General features: G+C 68.8%; 14 protein-coding genes. 4 read left to right on the top strand and 10 right to left on the bottom strand.

The annotated features are described in order from the left end of the window. Nucleotides 1–160: 160 nt before the first annotated feature. The 4 genes from AC1KAT_RS10370 to AC1KAT_RS10355 form a co-directional block, all read right to left on the bottom strand. A complete protein-coding gene (locus AC1KAT_RS10370; protein WP_480325494.1) occupies nt 161–1,774 on the bottom strand; it encodes a methyl-accepting chemotaxis protein in 1,614 nt (537 codons plus the stop codon). A 93-nt stretch (nt 1,775–1,867) separates the two neighbouring features. Beyond that, nucleotides 1,868–3,997, bottom strand: a complete 2,130-nt coding sequence (locus AC1KAT_RS10365; RefSeq protein WP_480325492.1) for a chemotaxis protein CheA — start codon at nt 3,995–3,997, stop codon at nt 1,868–1,870. A 56-nt stretch (nt 3,998–4,053) separates the two neighbouring features. Next, nucleotides 4,054–4,416: a response regulator gene (locus AC1KAT_RS10360; protein ID WP_480325490.1), complete on the bottom strand. Its 363-nt coding sequence runs from the start codon at nt 4,414–4,416 to the stop codon at nt 4,054–4,056. 76 nt (nt 4,417–4,492) lie between these two features. Further along, entirely contained in the window at nt 4,493–4,960 is a 468-nt protein-coding gene (locus AC1KAT_RS10355; protein ID WP_480325488.1) for a hypothetical protein, read from the bottom strand. Between the two features lie 177 nt (nt 4,961–5,137). Here AC1KAT_RS10355 and AC1KAT_RS10350 point away from each other — a divergent pair, with 177 nt between their 5' ends. From AC1KAT_RS10350 to AC1KAT_RS10340, 3 genes are read left to right on the top strand one after another with little or no spacing between them, the layout of a single operon-like run. Next, entirely contained in the window at nt 5,138–6,283 is a 1,146-nt protein-coding gene (locus AC1KAT_RS10350; protein WP_480325485.1) for a hybrid sensor histidine kinase/response regulator, read from the top strand. A 49-nt stretch (nt 6,284–6,332) separates the two neighbouring features. After that, nucleotides 6,333–6,971 (top strand): response regulator, encoded by a 639-nt coding sequence (locus AC1KAT_RS10345; RefSeq protein ID WP_480325483.1) that lies wholly within the window; start codon nt 6,333–6,335, stop codon nt 6,969–6,971. 20 nt (nt 6,972–6,991) lie between these two features. Beyond that, nucleotides 6,992–7,645, top strand: coding sequence for a response regulator (locus tag AC1KAT_RS10340; protein WP_480325481.1), 654 nt, complete (start codon nt 6,992–6,994; stop codon nt 7,643–7,645). 23 nt (nt 7,646–7,668) lie between these two features. Here AC1KAT_RS10340 and AC1KAT_RS10335 read toward each other — a convergent pair whose 3' ends face one another. The 3 genes from AC1KAT_RS10335 to AC1KAT_RS10325 are packed head-to-tail and all read right to left on the bottom strand — an operon-like array spanning nt 7,669 to nt 10,873. Next, nucleotides 7,669–9,054, bottom strand: a complete 1,386-nt coding sequence (locus AC1KAT_RS10335; protein ID WP_480325479.1) for an MATE family efflux transporter — start codon at nt 9,052–9,054, stop codon at nt 7,669–7,671. Further along, complete coding sequence (locus tag AC1KAT_RS10330) at nt 9,051–9,521, bottom strand: DUF3717 domain-containing protein (RefSeq protein WP_480325477.1); 471 nt, start codon at nt 9,519–9,521, stop codon at nt 9,051–9,053. Before AC1KAT_RS10330 ends, AC1KAT_RS10335 begins: the two co-directional genes overlap by 4 nt. 32 nt (nt 9,522–9,553) lie before the next feature. After that, nucleotides 9,554–10,873 (bottom strand): tryptophan--tRNA ligase, encoded by a 1,320-nt coding sequence (locus AC1KAT_RS10325; RefSeq protein ID WP_480325475.1) that lies wholly within the window; start codon nt 10,871–10,873, stop codon nt 9,554–9,556. Between the two features lie 78 nt (nt 10,874–10,951). Between AC1KAT_RS10325 and purN the strand changes: the two genes are divergently transcribed. Further along, nucleotides 10,952–11,575 (top strand): phosphoribosylglycinamide formyltransferase, encoded by a 624-nt coding sequence (gene purN / locus AC1KAT_RS10320; protein ID WP_480325473.1) that lies wholly within the window; start codon nt 10,952–10,954, stop codon nt 11,573–11,575. On the opposite strand, the gene AC1KAT_RS10315 is transcribed toward purN, so the two are convergent. From AC1KAT_RS10315 to metG, 3 genes are read right to left on the bottom strand one after another with little or no spacing between them, the layout of a single operon-like run. Then, nucleotides 11,561–13,258, bottom strand: a complete 1,698-nt coding sequence (locus AC1KAT_RS10315) for a SulP family inorganic anion transporter (RefSeq protein WP_480326537.1) — start codon at nt 13,256–13,258, stop codon at nt 11,561–11,563. The two genes, purN and AC1KAT_RS10315, sit on opposite strands and share 15 nt — an antisense overlap. Nucleotides 13,259–13,317: 59 nt before the next feature. Next, the gene (locus AC1KAT_RS10310) at nt 13,318–14,076 is read right to left on the bottom strand and encodes a YoaK family protein (protein ID WP_480325471.1); all 759 of its coding nucleotides are present in this window, start codon (nt 14,074–14,076) and stop codon (nt 13,318–13,320) included. A gap of 18 nt (nt 14,077–14,094) precedes the next feature. Then, a complete protein-coding gene (gene metG, locus AC1KAT_RS10305; protein ID WP_480325468.1) occupies nt 14,095–16,137 on the bottom strand; it encodes a methionine--tRNA ligase in 2,043 nt (680 codons plus the stop codon). Nucleotides 16,138–16,139 lie beyond the last annotated feature (2 nt).

The following is a 16,139-nucleotide window of genomic DNA, read 5'->3' as shown; positions in this document are numbered from 1 at the left end:
GGTGTGCTGTAGCCCTCCCTCGATTCTTCGGACTGACGCAGGTCTCTGTGTGCACAGAAAAGGGCCGAATGCCTGCCAGTTCTGGCGCGCGAGAGCGCTCACGCGGGCGCCGCAGCAGCCCACCGTCGCCGGCGGTGCCGGGTTCAACCCGACAGAAGAGTCAGAGGCGGAAGGTGCCGACGACCTGCGTCAGTCGCTGGGCCTGGTGCTTCAGGCTTTCGGCGGCGGCGGCGCTTTGCTCGACCAGCGCGGCGTTCTGCTGCGTCATCTGGTCGAGTTGCACCACCGAGGTGTTGACCTGGCCGATGCCGTCGGACTGCTCGGTGGACGCGGCGGTGATCTCGCCAATGATGTCGGTAACGCGTTGCACGCTGCCGACGATCTCGGTCATGGTCTGGCCGGCATCGGCCACCAGGCGCGAACCGCCCTCGACCCGCTCGACGCTCGCGCCGATGAGCTGCTTGATCTCTTTGGCCGCCTGCGCGCTGCGCTGGGCGAGCGAACGCACCTCGCTGGCCACGACCGCGAAGCCGCGGCCCTGCTCGCCGGCGCGGGCCGCCTCGACGGCCGCGTTCAGCGCGAGGATGTTGGTCTGGAAGGCGATGCCATCGATCACGCCGGTGATGTCGGCGATCTTCTTCGAGCTGGCGGTGATGTCGTTCATGGTCGAGACCACCTGCGCGACGACCTCGCCGCCCCGCGCCGCCACTTCGGCCGCCGAGGTGGCCAACTGGTCGGCCTGGCGTGCCGAGTCGGCCGTCTGGTTGATGGTGCCGGTGAACTGCTCCATCGCCGACGCGGTCTCTTGCAGGTTGCTGGCGGCCTGCTCGGTGCGGGCGCTCAGGTCCTGGTTGCCCGAGGCGATCTCGGTGCTGGCCTGCTCGATGCTCGACGAGGCATCGCGCACCTGGCTCACGAGCGCGCGCAGCTTGTCCACCATGTCAGACGTGGTGGCCAGCATGCGGCCGACTTCGTCCGAGCCCCGCGCGTCGATGCGCACCGTGAGGTCGCCGGCCGCGACGCGCTGCATGGCGGCAGCGGCCCCGGCGATCGGACGGATCACCACGCGGCGCGCCACCAGGTGCACGGTCAGGCCGATGAGGCCGAAGCCCAGCAAGAGCACGCCGCTCACGAGGGCGACGGCTTGGGCGATGCTCTGGTCCGCTTTGTCGATGGGCACGACCACCTCGACCATGCCGCGCACCTCGCCGACCTTCCAGTCTTTCTTGGGCGACATCGCATGGCTGTTGTGGCAGGCCACGCAGCCTTCCTTCATCACGTCGGCCACGGCATAGCGCATCGACAGCCGGCCATCGAGGGTCTCGACGCGGTGGATCGGCGTGCCGGGGTCGCGCGTCAGCGCGGCCAGCGCCGCGGCCTGGAAGTCGTCCAGCTTCGCCGTGGCGGCGCGGTGCGGGAACGGGTGGTTCGACAGCAGGCGCACGTCGCTGCCCGGGTGCTCGCGGGCGATGCTCTCGCCTAGCGCCTTCACCAGCGTGGCCGGCAGCGGCAGGGTGCCATCCTTCTCGGTGAAGTCGAAGCCGAGCTGCATGCCGGCCTTCTTGGCGCGGGTGGCGATCTCGGCGGTGTAGAAGTTGCGCAGCGTGACCACCTGGTTGGCGACCGCCGCGCCGGTGGTGAGGCCGGCCTGCTCGACCGCGTTCTTGCGCGCATGCGAGAGCAAGGCCAGGCAGGTGCCGCCGATGAGCAGGCTGGCCAGCAGGATGGGCAGCAGCAGCTTGTGCGAGAGGCGGTCCCAGGTGAGGAATTTCATCGTGCGCCCAAGAAGAAGGGCGGCGACGGGTGTCCCGTGCCGCCCTGGGTGATGAGGGCGCGGGCCATCGCCGATGGCGCCCGTGCGTAGATCTCAGTGGCGCGAGCGACGCACCAGGCTGCCCGTGTCCAGGATCAGCGCCACGCGGCCGTCGCCCATGATGGTGGCGCCCGACACGTCGTTGACCTTGCGGTAGTTGGCTTCGAGGTTCTTCACCACGACTTGCTGCTGGCCGAGCAACTCGTCCACCAGCAGGGCGACGCGGCCGCCTTCGGCTTCGACGACGACCATGATGCCGCTGACGTGCTCGAAGTCGAAGCGGGGCACGTCGAACACGCGCTCCAGTTCGAGCACCGGCATGTACTCGTCACGCACCTTCACGACGCGGCCGCTGTGGCCGACGGTCTTGACGGTGTCGGGCTGCACCTGGAAGGACTCGACCACCGACGACAGCGGCAGGATGTAGACCTCTTCGCCCACACCGACGCTCATGCCATCCATGATGGCCAGCGTCAGCGGCAGGCGCACCGAGACGCGCATGCCGTAGCCCTCGGCCGAGTCGATCTCGACCGTGCCGCCGAGTGCGGTGATGTTCTTCTTGACCACGTCCATGCCGACACCGCGGCCGGACACGTCGGTCACTTCGTCGGCGGTGCTGAAGCCCGGCGCGAAGATTAGCGCCCAGACCTCCTGGTCGCTCATGCCGTCGTGCACGCCGGGCAGGTCGCGCTCCTTGGCCTTGCGCAGCAGCTTCTCGCGCGACAGGCCGCGGCCATCGTCGCGCACTTCGATGACGATGCTGCCGCCCTGGTGCGAGGCGGAGAGCGTGATGGTGCCGGTCTCGGGCTTGCCCTTGGCCACGCGGTCGGCGGGCAGCTCGATGCCGTGGTCGCAGCTGTTGCGCACCAGGTGGGTCAGCGGGTCGGTGATCTTCTCGACCAGGCCCTTGTCGAGTTCGGTGGCTTCGCCCATGGTGACGAAATCGACCTTCTTGCCCAGGCGTGCCGCCAGGTCGCGCAACATGCGCGGGAAGCGGTTGAACACCATCGACATCGGAATCATCCGGATCGACATCACCGACTCTTGCAGGTCGCGGGTGTTGCGGTCCAGGTCGGCCAGGCCCGAGGCGAGCTGCTGGTACAGCGCCGGGTCGAGGTGGCGACTGTTCTGCGCCAGCATGGCCTGGGTGATGACGAGTTCGCCGACGAGGTTGATGAGCTGGTCGACCTTTTCGACCGACACGCGCAGCGTCGAGGCCTCGACGGCCGCAGCGGCCGGGGCCTTGTCGGCCTTGGCAGCCGGCTTGGTGGTGGTGGGCTTGGCGGCGGCGTCGACACTCGGCTCTGTCGCCTGGGCGGCGGCTTCGCTGGCGTTCGGCGCACCAGGGGCGTCGTCGAAGAAGCCGTACCCGGCCTCGGCCGGGGCGGCTTCGGGTGCGCCGGGGGCGCCCTCATGGAAGCCGTAGCCCTCGCTCATCTCGACCAGCGTGACTTGCTCGCGGGCGACGTGGAAGGTGAAGAGATCCAGCAGGTCGCTGTCGGCGCTGGTGGTGCAGACCTTGAAGCGGCGCATGCCGTCGGCGGCCACACCGTTGTCCAGCGGCTCGATCGTGCCGAGGTCGGTGATCTCTTTGAACAGGTCGATCAGGTTGTCGGCCTGTTCGGGTTTGTCGAGCGGGCCGACGCGCACTTCGAGCACGCGGGCCTGGGGCTTGTTGCTGGCCATCGGTGCCGGCGCGGCCACGGGGGCGGCGACCGGGGCGGCCACGGGCACGGCGGCGGGCGAGGCCACCATCGGGGCTTCGCCGGCGACCAGGGCGCGGATGTTGAACAGCAGCTCGGTGGTGTCGAGCACGTCGCCGCCGCCGGTCTGGTGGCGCGCAAGCTGGGCGCGCAGCGCGTCGCCCGACTGCAGCAGCACGTCCACCATGCTCGACGTGGGCGTCAGCTCGTGGCGGCGCAGCTTGTCGAGCAGCGTTTCCATCTGGTGCGTCAGCTCAGCCACGTCGGCGAAGCCGAAGGTGGCGGCGCCGCCCTTGATGGAGTGCGCGCAACGGAAGATGGCGTTCAGCTCCTCGTCGTCGGCAGCCTCGATGTCGAGGTCGAGCAGCAGCTTTTCCATGCGGTCGAGGTTTTCGCCCGCTTCTTCGAAGAAGACTTGATAGAACTGGCTCAGGTCAATGCCTGCGCTCAGTTGAGAGCCTTCCGAGGCCATCTCACCCATGAGGTGCTCCTGCAGAGTCGTGTAGTCGTTGTCGTGGAGGCGTCAAGGGCGAGGCGTCAGCGGACGACTTTCTTGATCACTTCGAGCAGCTTGGCCGGGTCGAACGGCTTGACCAGCCAGCCCGTGGCCCCGGCGCTGCGGCCGGCCTGCTTCATCTGGTCGCTCGACTCGGTGGTCAGGATCAGGATCGGCGTGCTCTTGAACTTGGGGTTGTCGCGCAGCTTCTTGGTAAGGCTGATGCCGTCCATGCGCGGCATGTTCTGGTCGGTGAGCACCAGGTCGAAGTCCCGGCTGCCGGCCTTTTCCCAGGCGTCCTGGCCATCGACGGCTTCGACGACGTTGTAGCCCGCGCTCTTGAGGGTGAAGGACACCATCTGGCGCATGGAGGCGGAATCGTCTACCGCGAGGATTGAATGCATGGCTTTCTCCGGGATATCTCGAGGGGGGATTTCGGTCAGGGCGGCTCGGTCTTGAGCGGTCGGATCGGCGGGGGGCTCAGAACAGCTCGATGGAACCCACGTCCATCTCGGCCTGCGTGACGGGGTTGGGGCGCAGCGGCGCCTCTTCGATCACGCTCTCGCCGTCTTCGTCGTCGGCGAAGGCCTCGCGGGCCAGGCGATCGACGCAGCTGCGCAAGCGCTTGTGCGTGTGGTGGATGAGCTGCGAGGCCATGTCCTGGAACTGCAGCGCGACCACCGCGCCCCCCAGGTTCTGCATCACGTTCTCGATCACTTCGTCGCCCTCGGGGCTGCCCGCAGGGTGCTGGGCGCGAAGAATGCGAATTTGTTCCGAGGCGCCGTAGAAGCGCTGCATCAGCGTGTCGCAGGCATCGGCCAGCAGCGTCTGGAGGCGATCGAGGTCCATGCTCGCGGTCATCAGGTGGTCCTGAAGATCGGCGGCGGCGGCCAGGGGCATGGATGAGCCCGAGGCGGACGGATCGCTGTCGGCATCAGCAGTGTTCATCGGCTCTACGCTCCACTTGGGTCGGCCCGGGCGGCCCCAACGGGTGCTGCACGCGGCATCTCGGCGGTCTCAATTCTCGGGATCACGCTCGGCGCCATTGGCGCGATCACGTGGCGAAAGCCCGTCCAATTCGAGCGACCGGCTCCCGGGTCGAAGGCGGCGCGGCATACTGCGCGGATGTCCTCTCCCCACGGCGAATATCGGCTGCGCGTCCTGCATCTTGAGGACTCGGAACTGGACCACCAGCTCACTTTGGCCCACATGAAACGTGGAGGATTGGACGTTGATGCGGTCCGCATCGAGTCGGAAGCCGAGTTCCGGGCGGCCATTGCACCGGGGCAGCGCTGGCACGTGATCCTGTCGGACTACAACCTGCCGGGCTTCTCGGGCCTGGCCGCGCTCGACATCCTGAAGGCCAGCGGACGCATGCTGCCGTTCATCCTTCTCTCAGGAGAAATCGGCGAAGACACGGCCGTCGAGGCCATGCGCAATGGCGCCAGCGACTACCTGCTCAAGAACAACCTGAACCGCCTGGTGCCGGCCATGCTGCACGCGGTCGAGGCGTACCAGACGCAGCTCGCCAAGCAACGCGCCGACCTGCAGCTCGCCGAATCGAAGCGACGTGTGCAGGAATTGGCACAACATCTGCAAACCAGCGTCGAGGCCGAGCGTGCGGCCATTGCGCGAGAAATTCACGACGACGTGGGCGGCTCGCTGACCGCGCTGAAGTTCGACCTGGCCTGGATCTCGCGCCACTCGGCCTCGCCCGAGGTGGTGCAGCGGGTGCAGTCGGCGCTCGAGACCGTCACCTACGCCATCGAGGCCAGCCAGCGGATCATGCACAACCTGCGCCCGGCCATCCTCGAACAGGGGCTGGTGGCCGCGCTGCAGTGGATGGCCACCCGCTTCGAGAAGCGCACCGGCATCGTGTGCGAGTTCCGCTGCCGGCACGACCAGCTGCAGTTGCCCGTCGGGGTGCCGCTGGTGGCCTACCGCACGGCGCAAGAGGCGCTGACCAACGTGTCCAAGCATGCGCACGCCACCCGCGTGCACATCGACCTGTCGCTGGCCGGGGGCACGCTGTCGCTCGAGATCAGCGACAACGGCCGCGGCCTGAACCCCGACGACCTGTCGAAGGCGCGGTCGTTCGGCATTCGCGGTTTGCACGAACGTGCGGGAACGGTGGGGGGCTGGGTGGACCTCTCCAGCACCTCCAGCGGCACGACGCTGATCCTGTCGGTGCCGCTGCAAAGCGACAACGAAGACGGCGATTCCCCTGATTTGACCGATCCCTACGACCCCACGTCGTGGGGCGACCTATGATCCTGACCCCCGGTCAGCGCGGTGTTCACAGGCCCCACCTCACACAGCCATGATCAAAGTCATTCTTTGCGACGACCACGCCCTCATCCGCCGGGGCATCCGCGACACCTTGTGCGATGCCCCCGACATCGAGGTCATCGGCGAGGCGGGCGACTACGGCGAGCTGCGCGCCCTGTTGCGCGCGGTCGGTGAGGCCGACGTGCTGGTGCTCGACATCAACATGCCCGGGCGCAGCGGCCTCGACGTGCTGCACGTGCTGAAAGACGAAGGCACGACCATGAAGGTGCTGGTCGTCTCGATGTACCCCGAAGACCAGTACGCGATCCGCGCGCTGCGGGCCGGCGCCTTCGGCTACGTCAACAAGGGCGGCGACCCGGCGCTCATCGTGCAGGCGGTGCGCACCGTCGGCCAGGGCCGCAAGTACGTCACGCCCGAGATCGCGCAGATGCTGGTCGAGAGCCTCACCACGCCGAGCAGCGAGGTCGCGCACGAGAAGCTGTCCGACCGCGAGTTGCAGACGCTGGTGCTCATCGCCTCGGGCAAACGGCTGTCCGACATCGCCGAAGAGCTGACGCTCAGCCCCAAGACGGTCAGCGTCTACCGCGCCCGGGTCCTTGAGAAGCTGGGCCTGTCGAACAACTCCGAACTCACGGTCTACGCCATTCGCAACGGGCTGGTGGGCGGCTGATTGCTGGGGTGATCGGCGCGATGCGCGTGCTGCTCGTTGAAGACGACCGCATGATCGGCGAGGGCCTGCGTGGTGCGCTGCGCCTCGAAGGCCACGCCGTCGATTGGGTGCACGACGTGCTGGCGGCCACGGCCTCGCTGGCGGCCGAGCGCTTCGACCTGGTCCTGCTCGACCTCGGCCTGCCGCAGGGCGACGGCCTGCAGGTGCTGCGCGCGATGCGGGCCCGGCAAGACGCCACGCCGGTGATCGTGCTGACTGCGCGAGACGGCGTCAGCGACCGTGTCGCTGGGCTCGACGCCGGGGCCGACGACTACCTCACCAAGCCCTTCGAGCTGGACGAGCTGAACGCGCGCATCCGCGCCGTGCTGCGCCGGCACGCCGGCCGCTCGGCCCCGGTGCTCGAACACGGCGGCGTGCGGCTCGACCCGTCCACCCGGCAGGTCACGAAAGACGGCGAGCCGGTGCTGCTGTCGGCGCGCGAGCTGGCCCTCCTCGAAGCGCTGATGCAGCGGCCCGGGGCCATCCTGTCGCGCGCGCAGCTCGAAGACAAGCTCTACGGCTGGGGCGACGAGATCGAGAGCAACGCGGTGTCGGTGTACGTGCACCAGCTGCGGCGCAAGCTCGGTGCCGACTTCATTCGCAACATGCGCGGGGTGGGCTACTTCCTCGGTTGAGACGGTGTCGTGCGCCCGGGCTGTCAGTGCCCGCGCGTCTTGGTCTTCACCACCCAGGCCATCAGCCCCACCAGGCCGAGGGCGGCCGTGCCCACGCCGACGGTGGCCGCGACCCAGAAGCCCGGCGCCCCACGCAGCGAGGCCGGCGTGCCGCCCAGCACGTCGAAGGCGAGCAGGTAACCCCCGCCCAGGCCCACGCCCCAGATCGCCAGCGTGTAGATGACCAGCGGCGCGGTGGCCACGTGGTAGGCCCGCATCACGAAGCCGGCCACGGCCTGGGTCGCGTCGCCCAAGTGAAACAGCGCCACCCAGGTCAGCAGGGGCAGGGCGGCAGCCAGCACCACGGCGTCGCCGGTGTAGGCGCGCAAGACCGCCTCGCGCCCGGCGTACACCGCCAGCCCGAGCGCGCCCGCCACCGCCATGCCGCCCTGCAGGCCGTGCCAGCCCAGGCGGCGGGCATCGCGCAGGTCGCCCGCGCCCAGGCTTTGCGCAACCAGCGTGCTGGTGGCGTTGGCCCAGGCCATGGGCATCATGTACAGCAGCGACACGAGGTTGGCCGCGAGCTGGTGGCCGGCGACCTCGGTCGTGCCGATGCGCGCGATGAAGAAGGCCATGAAGGTGAAGCCGGTCACCTCGACCAGGATCGACGAGCCCATGGGAACGCCCAGGCGCAGCAGGCGGCGCAGGCTCGCTGCGTGCGGCCGGGCCAGCCGCGTCGCCGAGATGGCGAACGGCGCATAGAACGCATCGCGGCGCAGCAGCCACCACGCGGCGACGAGCTGCAGCCACATCGCCACCGCCGTGGCCAGGCCGCAGCCGGGCGCGCCCATCGCCGGCAGCTGCAGCGGGCCGGCCTCGGCACCGAAGACGAACAACGCGCTCAGCGGCACCTTCAGCGCCAGCGCGCCGAGCTGCAAGGCCATCACCGCCTTGGGGCGCGAGACCGCCACGTTGAAGCCGCGAAACGCCGTGAACACCAGCGCCGCCGGCAAGGCCAGCGCGAGCCAGCCGAGGTAGTCGCGCACCTTGGCCTCGATGGCCTCGGGCGGCCGCGCCACGGCGAAGAAGGGTTCGGGCAGCAGCAACAGGGCGCAGCCCAGCACCGACAGGCCCAGCGCCAGCCACACCCCCTGGTGCAACTGCGCGCCGGCCTCGCGCAGCTTGCGCGCCCCGAACAACTGCCCGGCGATCGGGCCGACCGCCAGCACCACGCCCATCAGGCCGATGAAGACGGTGATGTAGACCGCCGCGCCGATGGCGAAGGCCGCCAGGTCGGCGGCGGCGTGCCGTGCGACGAAGACCGTGTCCACGGTGCCGAAGGCGAGCACCGCGACCTGGCCCACGAACACCGGCCAGGCCAGGGGCAGGATGCGGCCGGCGCTGTGCAGCAGGCCGGGCGCCGGCGTCACGCGGGTGGGGCCTCGGGCGCGCCGCCCTCAGGGCCGGCGTCGGTGGCCACGGCGGGCTGGCCGCCGGCCGTGGCGCGTTCGGCGTAGCGGTTGAAGCGCCAGGCCGTGCCGTCCATCGTGATGCGCCGCCAGGTGGCGCGCTTCTCACCGGGGCTCATCTCGGGCCAGTGCTGCACCTCGTCGAAGGTGCGGCCGCAGCCTTTGCAAATTTCATCGCCCTGGCTGGTCGAGCAGATGGCGATGCACGGGGCGTCGGGCGTGGTCGCGTACCAGGCCAGCCAGGCGCTGCGCGCCTTCGGGGGCATGCTGGCTTCGTCGCACTCGTCCTCGTGGTAATAGACCATCAGCGCGTACACCTCGGCCAGCGCCAGCACCTCTTTGCAGGCGGTGATGCCATCGGGCGAGGGCTGCCGCTCGCGCCACCAGTTGATGGCGGATTCGATGTCGGTGATGTGGATGCCGGCCATGCGCGGTGCCGCGGTTGGGGTCGGTGACGGCATCAAGAGGAGGCCGCCGCGGCCTTGGCCTGCCGAGCCTGCGCGAGCGCGGCCAGCGCCGAGGCGATGTCGCCATCGGGCGCCGCCTTGTGCACGGCCACGCCTTGCAGCGCCGACAGGCCCTCGGCTTCGAGGCGCTTCACCAACTGGCCCGCCTCGCGGCCTTCGGCGAACGGGCCGCCTTGCAGCAGCAGCGCGCCGTGCGCGTCGGTGAGCTTGAAGTGAAAGCCGTCGGCCTCGCGGTATTGCTTGAAGACCGGCAGCGCGGCCTTGGCGGCGGCTTCGTGCTTCGTGCTGCGCGGCACGGCCACCATGGTGCGCAGGCCGACCGCCTGGCGCACGTCGCGCATCAGCGGCGCGGCCACGGCGCGGGCCTTGGCGGCGCCGTCCATCAGGCGTTCTTCGACGCGTTCGGGGTGGGCCATCAACTCGACGTAGGCGGCGCGCATCGGGCCGATCTGCGATTCGATCTGCGCCACCACGCGCTGCTTGGCCTCGCCCCAGCCCAGGCCGCCGCGCAGGTCGGCGCGCATTTCGACGCGCTGCTCGGGCGTGGCGAAGGCGTCGAAGATGGTGACGAGCGAAGAGCTGTCGGGGTCTTTCGGCTCGCCGGGCAGGCGCGAGTCGGTGATGATGCGGGCCACCGCGTCTTTCAGTGCCTTGGGGCCGCCCTCGAACAGCGGCACGGTGTTGTCGTAGCTCTTCGACATCTTGCGGCCGTCGAGCCCCGGCAGCGTGGCGACCTCTTCTTCGATCTCGGCGTTGGGCAGCACGAACAGCTCGCGGCCTTTGCCGAACAGGTGGTTGAAGCGCTGGGCGACGTCGCGCGCCATCTCGATGTGCTGCACCTGGTCGCGGCCCACGGGCACGCGGTGCGCGTTGAACAGCAAGATGTCGGCCGCCATCAGGATGGGGTAGCTGTACAGCCCCATGGTCACGTTGGCGTCGATGTCTTCACCGGCGGCGAGGTTGGCGTCGGTCGCGGCCTTGTAGGCGTGCGCGCGGTTCATCTGGCCCTTGGCGGTGACGCAGGTCAGCAGCCAGGTCAGCTCAGGCGTCTCGGGAATGTCGCTCTGCCGATAGAAGGTGACGCGGCCCGTGTCGAGCCCGGCGGCCAGCCAGGTGGCGGCGATCTCGAGCCGCGAGCGCTCGATGCGGTCGGGGTCGTCGCACTTGATGAGCGCGTGGTAGTCGGCGAGAAAGAAGAAGCTCTCGACGCCGGCGGCCTGGCTGGCCCGGATCGCCGGGCGGATCGCCCCGACGTAATTGCCCAGGTGCGGGGTGCCGGTGGTGGTGATGCCGGTGAGGACGCGTTCGGTCATGGCAGCGCAGCGAGCCTTCAAAAGAGAGGCCGGGATTGTAGGAGGGGGTGCAAAGCCCCGTCGCTACACTGCCGGCCGATGAAGAGCATCGTGATCTTGATTTCGGGCCGTGGCTCCAACATGGAAGCCATCGTCCAGGCCTGTGCCCAAGAAGGCTGGCCGGCGCGCATCGCGGCGGTCGTCAGCAACCGGCCCGACGCGGCCGGTTTGTCATTTGCCCAGGCGCGCGGCATCGCCACCGCCGTGGTCGATCACAAGGCCTACCCCGACCGCGAGAGCTTCGACGCCGAACTGGCCCGCGTGATCGACGGCTTCGCGCCCGATGCGCTGGTGCTGGCGGGCTTCATGCGCATCCTCACGCCGGGTTTCGTGCAGCGCTACGAAGGGCGGCTGGTCAACGTGCACCCCTCGCTGCTGCCGGCCTTCACCGGCCTGCACACGCACCGGCGTGCCATCGAGGCGGGCTGCAAGCTGGCGGGGGCGACGGTGCACTTCGTCACCGCCGAACTCGACCACGGGCCGATCATTGCCCAGGCCATGGTGCCGGTCTTGGCCGACGACACCGAGGCGGCCTTGTCGGACCGCGTGCTGGCGCGCGAGCACGTGATGTACCCGCGTGCGGTGCGCTGGCTGGTCGAAGGCGCGTTGCGGGTCGAGAAGGGCGTCGTCACGCAAACGCGGGGCGAGTCACAGCTGGTTTGACGCGACCGCCGGCGGCGGGGTGCTGATCGCCGCCAGCGCCGCCGGCAGGTCGGCGGCGATGTGTTCATCGCCCAGCACCGCGTCGAACCCGGCCCGGTGCAGCAGGTCGCGCGGTTGCGCGTTCAGGTCGCACAGCCACAGCGCGATGCCGCGCCGCGCGAGCACGCGGTGCAACTGTTGCAAGGCGTCGAGGCCCGACGAGTCCATCGACACCAGGCGGTGCATCTCGAACACCACCGCGTGCGTGCCCGCCGGCAGCGATTCGCCCACCGCCTCGACCTTGCCGACCGCGCCGAAGAACAGCGCGCCGTAGAGCCGATACACGGCCACGCCCGGTGGCTGTTCGCCCATGGGCTCGACGCGAAACAGCGTGCCCATGCGGTAGATGAAGAACACGCAGGCCAGCACCAGGCCGACCTGCACCGCGACCGTCAGGTCGAACACCACGGTCAGCGCAAAGGTGCCGAGCAGGATGGTGCGGTACTGCGCGCTGAAGTGGCGCAGCCGCGCGAACTCGTGCCATTCGCCCATGTTCCACGCCACGAAGAGCAAGATGCCCGCCAGCGCCGCCAGCGGCACGTGCGCGGCCAGCGGCGCGGCGATGAGGATCACCAGCAGCAGAGTGGCCGCATGCACGATGCCGGCGATGGGGCTGGTGGCCCCTGCGCGCACGTTGGTCACCGTGCGCGCGATGGTGCCGGTGGCCGGCAGACCGCCGAACAGCGGCGTGACGATGTTGGCGACGCCTTGCGCCATCAGCTCCTGGTTGGGGTCGTGGCGGGGCTGCGTGATCAGGTTGTCGGCGATGCGCGCGCACAGCAGCGACTCGATGGCGCCCAGCAGCGCGATGGTCAGCGTGGGCACCACCAGCTGCTGCGCGCTGGCCCAGCTGAAGGCCGGCAGCGCGAGCTGCGGCAGCCCTTGCGGTATGCCCCCGAAGCGCGAGCCGATTGTCTCGACCGGCAACTGCAACCCCGCGGCGACCCCCGTCAGCAGCGTCAGCGCGACGATGGGCCCCGGCACCCGCGCCGCGAAGCGCACGGTGCGGCCTTCGAGCATGGGGCGCGGCAGCGGCGAGCCGCTCGCAAACAGCTTGGGCCACAAGAAGAGAAACAGCACGCACACCGTGCCCAGCGCGAACGCGAAGGGGTTGAAGCTGTCGAGGTGCGTGCCGATGGCGTGCAGCTGCGAGAAGAAGTCGGCCGGCATCCTGTCGATCGACAGCCCCAGCCAGTCTTTCACCTGCGACAGGCCGATCAGCACCGCGATGCCGTTGGTGAAGCCGATGATGATGCTGACCGGGATGTAGCGCACCAGCGCCCCCAGCTTGAGCGCGCCCATGGCGAACAGCAGCATGCCGGCGAGCACGGTTGAGATCAGCAGGTTGGTGAGCCCGTAGCGCTGCACGATGCCGTAGACGATCACGATGAAGGCGCCGGCCGGCCCGCCGATCTGCACCGACGAGCCCCCCAGGGCCGAAATCAGGAAGCCCGCGATGATGGCCGTGAAGATGCCCTGCTCGGGCTTCACGCCCGAGGCGATGGCGAAGGCCATGGCCAGCGGCAGCGCCACGATGCCCACCGTGACGCCCGCCCCCGCGTCGGCGATGAAGCGCTGCCGGTCGTAGCCCTGCAAGGCATCGACGATGCGCGGGCGAAAGGGCGCCAGCTCGAAGCCCAGCACGCGCAGGCCGTGGCGGCGGCCGGCGGGCCGGGGCAGCGTGTGCGGGTCGTCGGCGGCCTTCACCGCGTGGCACCCGGTGCGGGCACGAGGCGCTCGCGCAGGTCGCGCCAGAGCGGCTTGGCGCACAGCAGCAAGAGCAGCGCCGCCAGCGGCAGCGTGGTCACGTAGCCGACCCACTTGAAGCCCAGCGCCCCAAGCACCCCACCGACGAAGAAGCAGCCCACCAGCAGGCCGTGGGTCTGCATGCGGTCGCGGTTGGCGGCAACAGCCGGGTGCTGCGGGCTGCGGTTGGGGTAGAGCGCGCGGCCCAGTTCGATGCCGAGGTCGGTGACCAGGCCGGTGACGTGCGTGGTGCGGATCTCGGCCCGCGAGATCTTGGTGATCACCGCGTTCTGCAGCCCCATGATGAAGCACAGCAGCAGCACGGTGGCCGGCAGCAGCAGCGCCGTGTGGGTGCCCAGGCTCGCGCCCATCAGGCCGAAGAGCAGCAAGAAGCCGGCTTCGATCAGCAAGGGCAGGCTGTAGCGGCCGTGCAGCCCGCGCCGCTGGCCCCAGTTGACGAGCAGCGCGGTGCTCGTCGCGCCGGCCATGAAGGCGAACAGCGCCGAGAGCGCGGCGAGCGCGAGCGTGAATTCACCCAGCACCAGGTGGTCGGCGGCCGAAGACACGACGCCCGTCATGTGCGAGGTGTACTGGCCCACGGCCAGAAAGCCGCCCGCATTGGCCGCGCCGGCCACGAAGGCCAGCACGGCGCCCAGGCGGCGGTTGGTTTGTGGCGTGCGTTGCGCGTCGGTCCAGCCTCTGATGAAGGGCAGCATGGACGGACGCGATCTTTCTTAGCGCACCCGCAGCCCGGGTGTGGCCCCGGGCCAGGGTTCGAGCACGTAGATCCCTGGGTTCTTCTTCTCATCGGCATGAGAAGCAGCAAGGACCATGCCTTCGCTGACGCCGAACTTCATCTTGCGCGGCGCGAGGTTGGCCACCATCACGGTGAACTTGCCTTCCAGGTCTTCGGGCTTGTAGGCCGACTTGATGCCGCTGAAGACGTTGCGCGTCTGCGCTTCGCCCACGTCGAGCGTCAGGCGCAACAGCTTGTCGCTGCCTTCGACGCGTTCGGCCTTCACGATCTTGGCGATGCGCAGGTCGATCTTGGTGAAGTCTTCGATGCCGATGGTGGGCGCGATGGCCTCGCCACCGGGCGGCGGCACTTCGATGACCGGCGGCTCGAACAGCGCATCGAGCAGCTTCGGGTCCACGCGCTGCATCAGGTGCTGGTACTCGCCGATGGTGTGGTGGCCCATCGCGCGGGCGGCGTCGGCGAACTTCAGCGGCTCGATGCGCAAGAACTGTTCGACCTGCGCCGCCAGCGCCGGCAGCACCGGCTTGAGGTACAGCGTCAGCAGGCGGAAGGCCTCGATGCACACCGTGCACACGTCGTGCAGCACGGCGTCTTTGCCGGCTTGCTTGGCCAGTTCCCAGGGCTTGTTGGCATCGACGTACTCGTTCACGCGGTCGGCCAGCAGCATGATCTCGCGCAGCGCCTTGCCGAACTCGCGCTCTTCGTACAGGCGCACGATCTCGTCGCTGTGGGCGCGCAGGCCGTCGAGCAGGGTGCGACCCTCGACGCCCATGTCGCCCGACAGCTTGCCGGCGAAGCGCTTGGACAGGAAGCCCGCCGAGCGGCTGGCGATGTTGATGTACTTGCCGACCAGGTCGCTGTTGACGCGGGCGATGAAGTCGTCGGGGTTGAAGTCGATGTCTTCGACGCGGGCGTTGAGCTTGGCCGCGATGTAGTAGCGCAGCCATTCGGCGTTCATGCCGAGTTCAAGGTAGCGCAGCGGCGAGATGCCGGTGCCGCGGCTCTTGCTCATCTTCTCGCCGCTCACGGTGATGAAGCCGTGCACGAAGATCTTGTCGGGCGTCTTGCGGCCGCTGAACTTCAGCATCGCCGGCCAGAACAGCGTGTGGAAGTAGGTGATGTCTTTGCCGATGAAGTGGATCTGCTCCACCGACGGGTCGGCCATGAAGGCCTCGTAGTCGCCGCCGAGCTTGCCGAAATGGTTTTTCAGCGAGGCGAGGTAGCCGATGGGCGCGTCGAGCCACACGTAGAAGTACTTGCCCGGCGCGTCGGGAATCTCGATGCCGAAGTAGGGCGCGTCGCGGCTGATGTCCCAGTCCGAGAGGCCGCCGTGGCCGTCTTCATCGACGGTGAACCATTCCTTGATCTTGTTCAGCACCTCGGGCTGCAGGCGGCCGGGTTCGTGCGTCCAGGCCTTCAAAAATTCAAGGCAGCCCGGGTCGCTGAGCTTGAAGAAGTAGTGCTCGCTGTTCTTGAGCACCGGCGTGGCGCCGGTCAGCGTGGAGTACGGGTTCTTCAGTTCGGTGGGTGCGTAGACCGCGCCGCAGACCTCGCACGAGTCGCCGTACTGGTCTTTCGCGCCGCACTTGGGGCACTCGCCCTTGATGTAGCGGTCGGGCAGGAACATCGACTTCACCGGGTCGAAGAACTGCTCGATGGTCTTGGTCGAGATCAGCTCGTTCTTGCGCAGCGAGAGGTAGATGGCGCGCGCCAGTTCGTGGTTTTCGGGGCCGTCGGTCGAGTGCCAGTTGTCGAAGGCGATGTGAAAGCCGTCGAGGTACTGCTTGCGGCCGGCGGCGATCTCGCCGACGAACTGCTGCGGTGTCTTGCCCGCCTTTTCGGCCGCGATCATGATCGGCGCGCCGTGCGCGTCGTCGGCGCCGACGAAGTGCACCTCGTGGCCCTGCATGCGCTGGAAGCGCACCCAGATGTCGGCCTGGATGTACTCCATCATGTGCCCGACGTGGAACGGCGCGTTGGCGTAGGGCAGGGCGGTGGTGACGAAGAGCTTGCGGGTCATGG

Source organism: Piscinibacter sp. PDB5-1, assembly GCF_056676035.1.
Note: the sequence above shows the minus strand (reverse complement) of the source record. Positions and strands in the feature narration are given on the sequence as shown.